Below are 13,994 nucleotides of genomic sequence, written 5' to 3'. Positions count from 1 at the left end.
TCAATTGTTCAGAGTCCCTTTATAGGTTTCCAAACAACGTTCCCGGGCTTTTTTATGATCTACCATTTTGTCCGGGTAGGTGAGTTCCTGTAATTCCGGAACCCACTTATTGATGTATTCCTTTTGTTTGTCAAATTTGTCGACTTGCGTCATAGGATTGAATATTCTAAAATAGGGTGCCGCATCTACGCCGCTGCCTGCCGCCCATTGCCAGTTGCCCACATTGGCACTCATATCATAATCCAATAGCTTTTCGGCAAAATAGGCTTCACCCCAACGCCAATCTATAAGTAGATGTTTACAAAGGAAACTTGCCGTTAGCATTCGCACCCTATTGTGCATATAACCAGTGGTATTCAGTTCTCGCATACCGGCATCGACCAAAGCATAACCTGTTTTTCCGTTTTTCCACTTTTCAAATTCCTCTTCATTATTGCGCCACTCGATACGGTCATATTTAGGTTTAAAGGCCTTGTCCTTGGTATGTGGAAAGTGCCAAAGGATTTGCATAAAAAACTCGCGCCAAATCAGTTCGCTCCAGAAAACTTCATTTTCCTCGTTAATGGCCTTTTTCATCATTTTTCGAACCGATGCCGTACCGAATCTCAAATGCGGGCCTAATCTGGAAGTGCCATTCTCCTTGGCAGGAAAATTTCTAGTATCCTCATAGTTATTGATCAAGGTTGGGGTAACGGTATAATAAGGAACGGAAATTTCCGATTTTTCAAATCCGAAATCACTCAGCGAAAGATTGGGCAATCGTGTATTTTCTATAAGGTTCCCCATATAGGAATGGGTGTAATGTATGTCCAAATGCTTTTCAGGGTCAAAGGTTTCCTTCCATTTGTTTTTGTAGGGTGTATAAACCACATATGGATCTCCATCTTCCTTCACAACCTCTGACTTTTCAAAAATGACCTGATCTTTAAAAGTCTTGAACGTTATATTATTTTTTTCCAACAAATCCCCAATTTCCTTATCTCGGTTTCTTGCATAAGGTTCATAATCCCTGTTGGTGAATACTGAGGCGATTTCGTGGGTTTCAATTAGTTCTTTAAAGATTTTTTCCGGTGTTCCATGATATATGGCCAAGGAACTGTTCCACTCATTCTGGAGTTCATTCCTCATTTTTTGTAGCGTTTCATAAATGAAGGTTACTCGCGCATCATTTTTTGGAAGTTTGGAAAGAATATTCTCGTCAAAAATAAAAATAGGAAGTACTTCAAAGTCATCTTTTAGGGCTTCTAAGAAACCTACATTGTCGTCTAACCGTAAATCTCTTCTAAACCAAAATATGGATAGCTTGTTTTTAGACATCTAATTCAGGTTTAAGGTTGATATTCCGCCATCTACGCCAATTACTTGCCCTGTCATCCAGGAACTTTTATCAGTTAATAGAAAAGAGACTATATTTCCAATATCTTCCGGCTTACCCACTCTTTTCAGTGGATGCCTTTCACTCATGGAATCTCTTTTCTTGTCATTGTTTAAGAGCCTGCTGGCTAAAGGTGTATCTATTAACGAGGGTGCAATTACGTTCACTCTCAATTTTGGAGCATACTCCGCAGCCAAGGATTTTGCAAAGCCTTCAATGGCTCCTTTTGCCGCTGCAACACTGGTGTGAAACGGCATTCCGTTACTCACGGCTACAGTGCTAAAGAATACCAAGCTACCGGATTCGCTCATTTTAGGCATTATGTCCTTAACCACACGGATTAAACTAAAGAAATTGATTTCCATATCCTCCTCAAAAGTGTCCAAACTCATCATTTTAAAGGGTTTAAGGTTGATGGTGCCGGGACAATATACAAACCCATCCAGCTCAGGTAGGTCATCTACGTTAAGGGAATCTTTTGTGGCGTCAAACGTTATATGTTCAATATTTTGATGTGACTCAGACGGTTCGGAACGGGTAGCAAGAATCAATTTATGTGATTCCTTTAATTGTTCAACTATATTTGATCCAATTCCATGAGTACCTCCAACAAGTAAAATAGTTTTCATTTAAATAGTTTTAAATTCAATAGTATTTTCAATGCCCTCTATACTACCAAATAGCGAATTCAATTTTTGCTCTCGATAATTAAAAATTTGCTGTAATTGCTTTTTCACCAAAAAAGGATGAACCAATTGACCCAATAATCCGAATGGAAGCTTGTAATCTATGATGTCTTCCATTTCCACACCTTTTTTGACCTCTTTGATAAAATGTTTATGATGCCATAAATTATAAGGCCCAAAACGTTGTTCATCCACAAAATAACTTCCCTCTTTTACATGTGTGATTTCAGTCACCCATTTAGTAGTATACCCTGGAAAGGGTTTGACTTTGTATTGTATAATTTGACCTGGAAACATCTTTCTATCGGCACCGGAAAGTATATCAAAACCCATATGGTCTGGGGTAATTACCTTTAAATTAGAAGGGTCTGAAAGAAAGTTCCACGCTTTGTCAGTGCTAATGGGCAAGTATTGTTTCGAACGTAATTGATAGAGTTGCATGTTATAATTTTAACAAATATAAATTGATTTTTGTTCAACAAAAATATTTTATGGTTAAACAAAATATAAACTTTGACTTATATTCCGGTACGTTGTTTTATCGATTAATCTTGTTCTTTTGTAGGGTAATATTATTGATATGTCCATTGAAACTAGGGATTTTGTAAATTACCTAAGTTAGTATGGAATTATCATGAAAAGGTTACTTCAAAGTATTCTGTTATTTACAACTATAATGCTTTCCGCTCAAGAAACGGTAGAGGTTGGACCTTTGAATATGAACATAAATGAATCCTCCGGACTTATCTTTTTTAACGGCCATTTAATTACCCATAACGATTCTGGCAATGAAGCCATACTTTATGAAATTGATACTACCTCGTTGGCGATTATAAGGCAAGTAACCATTACCAATGTGGAGAACAAGGATTGGGAAGCCTTGACCCAGGATGAAACAAATATCTACATTGGGGATTTTGGGAATAATGTAGGAACTAGGACAGATTTGGCCATATATAAGATTAATAAAAGTTCGTATTTGGAGGCCGATAGTATTGAGGCGGAAATCATCGAGTTCAACTACGAAGACCAATCGGATTTTAGTAACAATGGTAATTCTGATTGGGATGCCGAAGCTTTCGTTGCGTTGGAATCTGAGTTGGTCATTTTTACAAAACAATGGCAAAGTCTAGGTTCGGTCGCTTATTCTATTCCTAAAACAATGGGAAATCACATAGCAACAAGAATGGATGAAATAGGTGATGTTGGCTTGGTAACCGATGCGACCTACAACAACGTTACCAATGAATTGTACCTACTTGGATATTCTTCCATATTGACTCCCTTTTTATTAAAGTTTGAAAACTCAACTTCTGCGGGTATTCTTAATACAGGTTATGTGAGATATGATTTAGGCTTATCTTTCGTACAAACTGAGGGATTGGCCAAAGTCTCGGAAAGTCAACTGTTTTTTACTTCTGAATATTTCTCAAGACAGACCCCAACCATCGTAAGTGAGGCAAGATTATTTAAATTGAATTTTCCCAAACCGGAAATTCCTATTGAGGAACCTGAAATTCCTGAAGAGCCTGAAATTCCTGAAGAACCTGACCAGAACGAGGAGCAAGAAAAGATTATTATTTATAAGGATATGGGGTTGTGTGAATTTATTTATGATATAAGAACACCAAATACCGTTTTTGGTAGTGCCATTTTTGATGCATCCGGAAGATTACTATGGATTTCAAGGAATAACCCAAGCACATCAGGATTCATCACGGAAAGTTTAAAAAGCCCCGGAATTTTTTATTTTTCAGCTTATTTAAACACTGGCATTCTATCTGTACCCTTCTCCGTTTATTAAATACACATTTCACTTATTTAGGACTTTCTTAACAAATGTGGTTTTGGTTTATAGCTAGTTTTGTTAAAACTAAATAAATCAATTAACTATGAACAAAGTAGTACTATTCCTTTTGGCCATTGTGGCTTCTTTATCGCTTGAGGCGCAGATAAATACGCCCGCTCCAAGTCCGTCTTCCAAGTTGATTCAAATGGTTGGGTTGACCGAAGTCGTTGTTGATTATTCCAGACCTTCCATGAGAGGAAGAACTGTTTTTGGAGATTTGGTTCCTTATGGAAAGTTGTGGAGAACAGGAGCCAATGCCTTTACCAAAATCACTTTTGATACGGACGTTACTATTGCAGGAAAAGAATTAAAGGCAGGTAGTTATGCCGTATTCAGTAAACCTGGCGAGAAGAACTGGGATGTGATTTTCTATACTGAAAGTGAAGGTTGGGGTACACCTAGCAAGTGGGATGAAAGCAAGGTAGCGGCAACAGCAACCGTACCGGTTTATCCAATTGAAATGCCTATTGAAACGTTCACTATCACTATTGATGATGTAACTTCAACAGGAGCCAATTTAGGCATTATGTGGGAGAATGTTTATGTAGGAGTTCCTTTTGAGGTGCCAACGGATAAAACCGTAATGAGTAGTATAGATAAGGTTCTTTCAGGTCCTGGCGCAAATGACTATTATGCCGCAGCAGTATATTATTCCAGTGAAGGAAAGGATATTAAGAAAGCTAAAGAATGGATGGAAATAGCAATGTCCATGACCGAAGATCCTGCTTATTGGCAGCTTAGACAGCAATCTTTAATATTGGCAAAATCAGGGGATAAAAAAGGAGCCATTGATATAGCCAAAAAATCATTGTCCAAAGCAAAGGAAGCTGGAAATGCCGACTATGTAAAGATGAACGAGGATTCCTTAAAAGAATGGGGGGCTAAGTAAGGGATATAAAAATCCATATTAAAAGTGCCCGTAAATTTTTTATTTGCGGGCTTTTTTGTTACAAAATGTGAACCCCATCCCCAATTTCTAATTGGTAGGTTTCACATTCAATCGAGGTCTCTTCTTTATACTTTCGTCTTATTATCTCCAAGCTGTTTTCTAGGTTGTCTGTCTTTATCAAATTGATGGTGCAGCCTCCAAATCCACCACCCATCATTCTTGATCCCTTGACATCTTCAAGTTGTTCGCCTGTTTTTACTAAATAATCGAGTTCTGGGGTTGTAATTTCATAATCCTTGGACATCGCCCAATGACCTTGCAAAAGGATTTGTCCGACCAAATCGGCATTTCCCAATTCTAAGGCATCCATCATTTTATGCACGCGATCGTTTTCCTCCAAAACATATTTTGCCCGTTTGTAATCCTCAGGATTCACTTCTAATTTTATCCTTTCAAGGTGTTCTGTGGTAACATCTCTTAGAGAAGATACTCGTTCTATCCTATCATTAACAATTGATACGACCCTTTCACAGGAATTCCTCCTATGATTGTACTCGGAATCTACGGCAAGGTTATGTTGTATTTTGGAGTCTATCAATATCCAACTATACTCTTTCAAATTTATGGGAACATATTTGTGGGTTAAATCCCGACAATCCAAGAATAGTGCATGTGACTGCTTACCGAACAATACGGCGTACTGATCCATAAGCCCACAATTTAATCCTATAAGATGTTCCGCTTCCTGTGCTATATGGGCATTTTCTTTTTTTGAAATAGATAGGTCAAGTAGTTGCGACACTCCATGAATAAAACCACAACAAAGCGCCGCTGATGAAGAAAGACCGGCACCTATGGGAATATCACCTCCAAACACACAATCGAACCCATGAAGGTCGTAACCTTTTTTAAGTAGTATTTGGATTATGGCCTTAAAATAGTTCCCCCATCCAGCTTTAAAAGGTTCGCAACCTCCTTGAATATAGAACGTGATTTTCTCCGGGTCGGTAAAAATAGTTTCTACATTAATGGTTTTATGGTTGTTTTTTTGAAAGGCAAAATAAATGGATTTTTCAATGGAAGCAGGTAAAACGAAACCCATATTATAATCCGTATGTTCACCTATCAAATTGACTCTTCCCGGGGCCTTTATCAATAAAGGTGAACTCTTATAATGGGTAATAAAGTAATTTTTAATTGAGTCGAGGACCATACTACCTAGAATATATCAATGCGCAATTAATTTTGGGATAATGGTCGGTTCAACATTCTATCAAATGCTTCAAAAATTATTGCAGTAATGATGACCAGAGCTGCTCCATAAAAATTTAACCATAAGTAACCAAGCTTCTCTTCTCCGGCAGGGTAAATATGAATAAGGTTATAGTATATGATGCAAATTATTATTTGCGTAAGAATAGCGGCAAAGAACACCGCATTACCCTTCACGAATTTAAAGAAAAAGGCTAGCAAGAAAATTCCCAAAACGTTCCCATAGAAAATACTTCCAATGATGTTGACAAGTTGTATTAGGTTGTCAAATAGATTTGCAATACAGGCTATCAAAATAGCTATTATACCCCAAGCAAGAGTAAAACCCTTGGATGCAAGGACATAATGTTTCTCGGTAAACGTTCCTTTTTTGTTCCTTTTATATAGGTCCAACGCGGTTATTGTACCCAATGCATTTAGTTCTGAAGCCGTTGAAGACATTGCCGCAGAAAGGATAACGGCCAGTAAAAGACCGATAAGTCCTTTGGGTAAATTGTTGAGAATAAAATGGATAAAGACATAATCCTTATCATTGGTTTCTATGGAATCGTCCGCTTGGGAAATTAGAGATTTAGCGGCAATCCTATTGGTACTATCTTTTTGATTAATTTGAATTATTTGCTGTTTGGCTACTTGTACGGCAGTATATTCCTTTATGTCCAAAGCTGCGGAAAATTGGTTTTGGGCAATACGTTTTTCCGCTTCCAAGGCTACCTGTCCTTCCTGTAGAATTTTATAATCCTCAGCGTATTCGGAATCCATAACAGCCGATGTGGCAGCGGGATTAAAGTTTAATGGGGAAGGATTGTATTGGTAAAATACAAATACCATTACACCCACCAAAAGGATAAAAAACTGCATCGGTATTTTAAAAATGGCGTTGAAGACCAATCCCAATTGACTTTCCCTAATCGATTTCCCTGATAAATATCGTTGCACTTGACTTTGATCGGTACCAAAATAGGCGAGAGCAAGAAATAAACCGCCTGTGATACCACTCCAAAAGGTATACCTGCTTTTGGTATTCATGCTGAAATCCAAAATATTTAATTTATTACTGGCACCCGCAATTTTCAATGCTTTGGAAAAGGTAATATCCGACGGAAGATAGCCTAGGATAAAAAAGAAGGCTATGAACATCCCTGTCATGATAATGAACATTTGTTGCTTTTGGGTTACGCTTACGGCTTTGGTACCTCCAGAAACGGTATAAATAATAACTAAGGTACCTATTATAATATTCAGGGTACCCAAATCCCAACCTAACACGGCCGATAAAATTATGGATGGCGCAAATATGGTAATTCCTGCAGCAAGGCCCCTTTGCATTAAAAAAAGAATGGCTGCCAAGGAACGGGTTTTAAGGTCGAATCGGTTTTCAAGAAATTCATACGCTGTATAAACCTTCATACGATGATACATGGGTACGAAGACCAGACATATAATAATCATTGCCAAGGGTAGTCCAAAATAGAACTGTACAAACCCCATTCCATCATGGAATGCTTGCCCCGGTGTGGATAAAAAAGTAATAGCACTTGCTTGGGTGGCCATTACCGAGAGACCTATAGTCCACCATTGTGCCTCACTACCTCCCTTAACATAATCATTGACATTGGCGCTTCCTTTGGTTTTCCAAACACCATAGGATACTATAAACAATAGGGTACCACAAAGAATTGTCCAGTCTAGTGCTCCCATATTAGTTGAAAGATATCATTATGAGATAAAAAACAAGAATGTAGATAAGATTAAGTATAAGGACCAAAGAGTATTCTCTTTTCCAACTTTTATGTTCATCTTTTTTCTGACTCATCCTTTTACTTGCTCCTTTTTGGTCAAATTATCTTTTCCTATGGAAAGCATATTGGAAAACAACTTATACGCCCCGGGAACTCCTGCCGGCAATTCCCTAAAAAAGCTCAATCCAGTGTAAATATAGTGACCTTCCCCGTAAGGTGCTACAAGTAAGCTACCTTTTGTTGCATTTTCACCTTCATCCTTCATTTCCAGTATTGGAGTGAATTCCTTGCTCCACTTGTCGGGAAAGTAAAGCCCTCGTTCCTGTACCCATCCCTTAAAATCATCGGGAGTAATTTTATTGGGATAATTTACCAAATCATGGTCCTGCGCTATAATTTTGACTTCGGAATTTTCATTGGTTACACGATCTCTGGAAATTTGAAGTTCATAAGGTGCAATATTTTCGAACTGATCAGCCCATCTTCCCGCCGTATTATATTGCACAATAACCGTACCACCTTGTTTTGCGTAATCTAGGATATATTTTTGTTTAAAACTTAGTTCGTTCACCACATTGTAAGCTCTAATTCCAAGAACCACGGCGTCGTATTTATCGAGAGAGTTTTCAGTGATATCCAAGGGGTCGATGGTATGGACAGTATATCCAATTTGCTCTAAACTCGTGGGCACGTCATCCCCGGCGCCCATTATATAACCAATATTTTGCCCTGCTTTATGAATATTTAAGCGTACTACTTTGGCTTCCGATGGCATCAAAACCGTTTGTGTGGGAATGTGATCGTATGCAATGGTTACCATTTCCTTGGAAATGTCCTCTCCATCTATATGCACCACGGAAGTTAAAGATGTTTCATTTTCTGAAGATGGTGGAGTTAAGGTAAATATCAGCGTTTGTTCGTCACCATTCTTTTCAATGCTAAATGTTTGGGAAGGGGTATCCAAAATCCAGTCTTGTCCCACTTTTAAGGATACACTACCTGTGACATTATCCTTGTGGGATTTTACGGTTACAGGTATTTGCTTTGAGGTATTATTTGAAAAAATAATCACTTTGTCCTGCAATTGGGAGGTTGCCTTAGGGACAATCTCAAAAGGCTGATAAATTTCACCTTTGTCCGGTCTGCCATATTTGTAGGACACGGTCTTGTCAATTGGTATGGAGACGCCCTCAAGCTTTAAATTAAAAGTGGCCTTAAAGGCCCTTGGTGTTTCGGGCTTGCCTATCAATTCCATATTGGTTACGCTATAAGTACCCAATGTTCCCTTTTCCATCAACCAATATGGGCCAGTATAGTCAGCGGATTTTGGAATAGTGATTTTTAGTTCTTTCCGGAACAATTCGTTATCCTTTAAATCAATGGGCTCACTCAATTTCGTTTCTCCATTTATTGCTACTGATTCCAGATTGATTTTTTTGTTACTTCTATTAATAGCTTCTAGGTTTATTACTATGGATTCTCCTGGGTTGGAATATCCTTGTGTAGTAAAGGCCTCCAGATGCAGTCCCGCCACTTCCTCGATAATAGCTTTAAGCTCTTTGGATTTTAGTTCCTTCCAATGTTCATCACCAATACCTTGTAAGAGTTGGTATGCCTTTACCAAATCTGCCAAATGTACTGATGGATCTTTGAAATTAAATTCAGCTTCCACCTTATTTAGAATTGCACCGATTTTATCTCCCCCCTCAACTCGTGTCCAAGAGGTATTGATACCTTCAAAAAGGTTCTCTTTGTTTTTGGGCATATCACCTTTTAACAACTCTAGATATTCTTCTTCAGAACCTCGAGAACTAAGTCTGCCAAAACCTTGGCAAAGGTGTTGACTGCTAGCGAGGGAAGCTATTTCATTATTGGACATGCCCAACATGGGGTAGTAGGTGCCTATGTCCACATTCAAAAGTCTGGATTTGTCCGCTTTTTCAAACTTTTCTTGACTTCCGTAGAACCACCATGAGGTATTAAAAAATAATCGTTTAGGCTGCCATGTTTCCGTATTTTCCAATCGATCGGAAAAAGCGGTAGGGTCGTTGGCCAAATCAAAAGCTTCCACACTTAGCATGGCCGAAGAAGTGTGATGTCCATGCGTGGTTCCCGGACTTCTATGGTCAAATCGATTCACGATTACATCCGGTTTGAATTTTCGTATAGCAGTGACTACGTCTCCCAAAACCATATCCTTATCCCAAATTTCCAAAGTCTCCTTTGGATTTTTAGAGTATCCAAAATCAACGGCCCTTGTGAACATTTGCTCACCTCCATCGACTCTTCTGGCGGCCAATAATTCCTGAGTTCTTAAAACACCCAATAATTCCCTTAATTCTGGACCTATTAAGTTTTGACCGCCATCACCCCTGGTCATAGAGAGGTATCCGGTCCTGGCGTGCACATTATTGGACAGATATGATATTAACCGCGTATTTTCATCGTCTGGGTGGGCCGCAATATACAATGCGGTACCAAGAAAATTAAGTTTCTGTATCTCGTGGTATATATCTGCCGGACTATGATTTTTTGGGGCTTGGGCAGATAAAGGATTTCCTAATAGAATGCACAAAAAGAAAAAAATGGCAATACGGCGCATGAGATTGGTTTTTGGTCTAGTCCAAAGATAACAAGATTGCATCCCCAAGACTGGTTTTTACGACTTCTTTAACAGACTAGATGTTTTCCTTATCGGCATCAATTTCATCATCTTTATAGGTGGAAATAATTACAACACCTTTTTGTAAAACCATATTATTGGGATAGGTAATAATTTCTCCTTTGGAACTTCTTAAATGAAGATGAAAAGCCTTTATATCCTCTATTACGAATACATCCCTTTCCGGATTATCGGAATCTAGGATGTCCTTGTCCAAAATTCTAATGGTATTTCCAATTTTGAAGGGAAAAGAAAAGAATATAATTACCCCAGCAGTAATATTACTTAAAATGGACCATTGGGCAAATAGGGCCACGCCAATTACAGCAAAAACCGACGACAATAAAACCCCCAAGTCCCTATAATTGACTCCCCATATGAATGTAAGGGTTATAATGGAAATAATGGTAAGGACAATATTGATGTATTTTATAATTAAATTGGTTCTTACAGGGTTAAAATCACCCAATTTGCCAACCTTTCTAACAATTGAGGTAAAAATAATTTTAAGAGAAACGATTAAAATAAAAAGTATAAGACTAAACAAGAGGCTACTCTTGTGATCTGCAATAAATCCTTCCATAAATTATAAGCCTAAACTATCCCGCAAATATAAATCCTTATTACCATTTTGTTGCCAATATGGGGTATTTATGGATTTTATTTTTGTGGCCTTTGAGGTAAGCAATTGTGCATTTGAACCAAAACCGCTTGGAAATGTTTCAGTCCAGCTATCTATAGTATAGGGAAACGATGCACTGAAGTTGATGGTCAAGGTTCTCTCCAATTCAGGATAATTGATTTCGTATGTATAAACCTCTTCATTCTTTTTTAGTTCAGCATTAGCGCTGTATGCCTTAAGTTCCTTATGTCTTAACCTTGTAAACTCCAAGGATGGAATTATCATTAAAGAACCTTGTGGTAGGTCCTCTGGGCTTATTCTTATTTTATTCCAAAGTTCGTTTTCCAAAATGGCCTTTTCCAATACAAGGTCTTGATCAGCCTCGGATTCAAAATAGGAATGGGACTGAACTTCAAAATTGTCCCTATTGTTCAATTGAGCGTACACATGGCCGCACCATTCCTGTGCGGAAAAGGAAACTTTTATGGCATGCTGATTATAGTATATAGGATAAAAAGTACTGGTCATGATGGAGTAGGGGTAGATTCCAGTTAAGTATTTCTTAGTGGCATTTAGCTTTAGGACCGGGATGTTATCTGGATTGCTATTGTCCGCCTTTACCTGTTTATCCTTTAGGAAAGGTTCGGTAACATAAATCATTACGGCCTTTCCTTCCCGTATTTCACCATATCTGGCCTGTTCCAATTTATATGAGGTGATTTCTGCGGTTCCGGAATACCAATAGTCCTTGAATTCTTGGGACAATTTCTTTTTGGGCATTTCGGCGTTTGTCTTATCGACTTTGGTTTCCTCCTTGTTTTCAAGGTCATTCTTTGGTTTACAGGATTCCAAGCCAGTAAATAGTATTGCCAAAAAAATTATTGATGCTTCTAAGGCCAACCACTTTTTGAACATAACAGGACTTTTTTTAAAGTTAAACAAAAACTACTTGTCGACCATATCTTGAAGCGTTTCATATACCATTTGGGTGGGTAATCCTACTACGTTGGTATAGGAACCTTGTATTTGTTCAATGCCGATAAGTCCTATCCATTCCTGGATCCCGTATGCCCCAGCTTTATCAAATGGCTGGTAATTTTTTATGTAATAATTTATTTCCGCATCGGTCAAATCTTTAAACTTGACTTTGGTGATACTGTTTTTAACCGATTGCCTTTCCGTTGTAGTAAAGCATACCGAGGTAATTACCTCGTGCCAATCACCGGAAAGTTGCGATATCATTTCAAAAGCTTCATTGGCATCCGAAGCTTTTGCCAATGAAGTATCGTTGTACCAGACAACCGTATCCGAAGTAATCAAAATTTCCATAGGCTTAAGTTGTCCCTCGAATGCCGATGCCTTTAGTTTGGATAGATAATCCGATATTTCAGAACCTTTAAGGTTTGAGGGATAGACTTCTTCAACTGGTCTTAGTCGAATTTCAAAGTTCAAGCCCATTTCCTCAAAAAACTGTTTTCTTCTCGGGGAGCCAGAGGCCAAAATCAATCTGTAGTCTTTAAGCAGTTCTTTTAACATGATCAATCGTTCGCCGCACTAAAATTATCCATCCAATCCCCGCGAACTTTTAAAACCTGTTCTATAACGTCCCTAGCACATCCAGAACCACCATTTATATGAGAAATATAATCACAAATGGCCCTAACCTCGGGTACTGCGTTATGTGGACACGAGGCTACCCCAACTTCCTTCAGGGCGGGTATGTCCGGGATATCGTCACCCATATAGAGTACATTTACAGGGTCAATTCCGTATATGTCCAAGTATTCTTCCAAAGCCTCTACTTTATGGTGCGAGCCCATGTAAAAATCGGTTATGCCCAAACCCTGTAATCGTTTTTTTACCCCTTCATTGGTGCCACCGGTAATGATGCAAATATTATATCCTTTTGTTATGGCAACTTTTAAGGCATAACCATCCTTAACACTCATTTTTCGCAACATTTCCCCTTCTGTAGTTACCAGGACGGATCCGTCGGTCAACACTCCGTCAACATCAAAAATAAAAGTGGTAATATTCTTTAGATATTCTTTATAGCTTTTCTTCATATTTCGTTCTCCGCTTTTATGGCGTTGCTTAATAATTTATATATCGCTCTTTGTTTTTCGTTTTTCAATAGTTGCAGATGCGCATGTAGTGTTTCAAGATCATTTCTTTTGGCCGGTCCGGTCTGGGCTTCCAACGGGGAAAGGTGTTCTATTTTAAGAGCAGTTTCCGTAATAAGGGGTTGTAATATTGAAAAATCCAATTGATTTTCTTCACAGATAGCCTCACCAATGGTATACATGTAGTTGGTGAAATTATTGACGAAAACTGCGGCTACATGCAGTATTTTTCTTTTTTCCGAATCTATTTCTTGCACATTGGAACTGATTTTATTTCCTAAGCTTTTCAAAAGCTGAAGATCCTTATCTTCCTTTGCCTCAAGACATAACGGAATATATTCAAAATCAATAGTTTTACCGGCCGTAAAGGTCTGTAGGGGATAAAAAACACCTCTTCTTTCATGTTTTTGTAAAGCATCTATAGGAACGCTTCCAGAGGTGTGGACCACTAAACCGGATACATTAATTTTATCGGATACCTCCTTAATGGCATCATCCTTCACTGCAAGAATATAGATATCTGCTTTTGGTAAGTCATTGTAATCGGTCGAGACCTTGGTTCTTTCCATAAAATAAGATAAGGAATCATGAGTCCTCCCAACAACCTTCAACATGTTAATTTCAGGATTAAGAAGCAGTGCTTCAAAAAGATTTTGGGCTACATTCCCGGTTCCTAAAATGATTACCGACATCATTCAGCGAAAATACAAAGAAATGATTGTAGCCATTTAAATTCAAAATTAACATTTTAGATTACGTATTAAGAATATTTAT

13 protein-coding genes are annotated in these 13,994 nt (G+C 38.2%); 2 read left to right on the top strand and 11 right to left on the bottom strand.

All coding sequences use genetic code 11. From position 1 onward, the window contains the following. From CJ263_RS19940 to CJ263_RS19930, 3 genes are read right to left on the bottom strand one after another with little or no spacing between them, the layout of a single operon-like run. Window positions 1–1,317 (bottom strand): cryptochrome/photolyase family protein, encoded by a 1,317-nt coding sequence (locus tag CJ263_RS19940; RefSeq protein WP_094998868.1) that lies wholly within the window; start codon window positions 1,315–1,317, stop codon window positions 1–3. Next, window positions 1,318–2,004, bottom strand: a complete 687-nt coding sequence (locus tag CJ263_RS19935) for an SDR family NAD(P)-dependent oxidoreductase (protein WP_094998867.1) — start codon at window positions 2,002–2,004, stop codon at window positions 1,318–1,320. Next, complete coding sequence (locus CJ263_RS19930; protein WP_094998866.1) at window positions 2,005–2,502, bottom strand: SRPBCC family protein; 498 nt, start codon at window positions 2,500–2,502, stop codon at window positions 2,005–2,007. 193 nt (window positions 2,503–2,695) lie between these two features. Between CJ263_RS19930 and CJ263_RS19925 the strand changes: the two genes are divergently transcribed. Further along, window positions 2,696–3,865 carry a hypothetical protein gene (locus CJ263_RS19925; RefSeq protein ID WP_094998865.1) on the top strand — a complete coding sequence of 390 codons (1,170 nt, stop codon included), beginning with the start codon at window positions 2,696–2,698 and terminating at the stop codon, window positions 3,863–3,865. 88 nt (window positions 3,866–3,953) lie between these two features. Then, on the top strand, window positions 3,954–4,799 hold the full coding sequence (locus CJ263_RS19920) for a DUF2911 domain-containing protein (protein ID WP_094998864.1): 846 nt from the start codon (window positions 3,954–3,956) through the stop codon (window positions 4,797–4,799). A 58-nt stretch (window positions 4,800–4,857) separates the two neighbouring features. On the opposite strand, the gene galK is transcribed toward CJ263_RS19920, so the two are convergent. From galK to CJ263_RS19880, 8 genes are all read right to left on the bottom strand, one after another. Then, on the bottom strand, window positions 4,858–6,012 hold the full coding sequence (gene galK / locus CJ263_RS19915) for a galactokinase (protein WP_094998863.1): 1,155 nt from the start codon (window positions 6,010–6,012) through the stop codon (window positions 4,858–4,860). Between the two features lie 26 nt (window positions 6,013–6,038). Beyond that, entirely contained in the window at window positions 6,039–7,772 is a 1,734-nt protein-coding gene (locus CJ263_RS19910) for a sodium:solute symporter (protein WP_094998862.1), read from the bottom strand. A gap of 111 nt (window positions 7,773–7,883) precedes the next feature. After that, window positions 7,884–10,415 carry a PIG-L family deacetylase gene (locus CJ263_RS19905; protein ID WP_094998861.1) on the bottom strand — a complete coding sequence of 844 codons (2,532 nt, stop codon included), beginning with the start codon at window positions 10,413–10,415 and terminating at the stop codon, window positions 7,884–7,886. Window positions 10,416–10,491: 76 nt separating this feature from the next. Further along, window positions 10,492–11,058 (bottom strand): mechanosensitive ion channel domain-containing protein, encoded by a 567-nt coding sequence (locus CJ263_RS19900; protein WP_094998860.1) that lies wholly within the window; start codon window positions 11,056–11,058, stop codon window positions 10,492–10,494. A 3-nt stretch (window positions 11,059–11,061) separates the two neighbouring features. Continuing rightward, entirely contained in the window at window positions 11,062–12,012 is a 951-nt protein-coding gene (locus tag CJ263_RS19895) for a septum formation inhibitor Maf (protein WP_094998859.1), read from the bottom strand. Window positions 12,013–12,042: 30 nt separating this feature from the next. Further along, window positions 12,043–12,633 (bottom strand): Maf-like protein, encoded by a 591-nt coding sequence (locus tag CJ263_RS19890; RefSeq protein ID WP_094998858.1) that lies wholly within the window; start codon window positions 12,631–12,633, stop codon window positions 12,043–12,045. 2 nt (window positions 12,634–12,635) lie between these two features. Beyond that, on the bottom strand, window positions 12,636–13,163 hold the full coding sequence (locus tag CJ263_RS19885) for a KdsC family phosphatase (RefSeq protein WP_094998857.1): 528 nt from the start codon (window positions 13,161–13,163) through the stop codon (window positions 12,636–12,638). Beyond that, window positions 13,160–13,915 carry a Rossmann-like and DUF2520 domain-containing protein gene (locus CJ263_RS19880; RefSeq protein ID WP_094998856.1) on the bottom strand — a complete coding sequence of 252 codons (756 nt, stop codon included), beginning with the start codon at window positions 13,913–13,915 and terminating at the stop codon, window positions 13,160–13,162. The genes CJ263_RS19885 and CJ263_RS19880 overlap by 4 nt, the downstream gene beginning before the upstream one ends. Between the last annotated feature and the right edge of the window lie 79 nt (window positions 13,916–13,994).

This window comes from Maribacter cobaltidurans (assembly GCF_002269385.1).
In the GTDB taxonomy this organism is placed as follows: Bacteria; Bacteroidota; Bacteroidia; order Flavobacteriales; family Flavobacteriaceae; genus Maribacter; species Maribacter cobaltidurans.
Note: the sequence above shows the minus strand (reverse complement) of the source record. Positions and strands in the feature narration are given on the sequence as shown.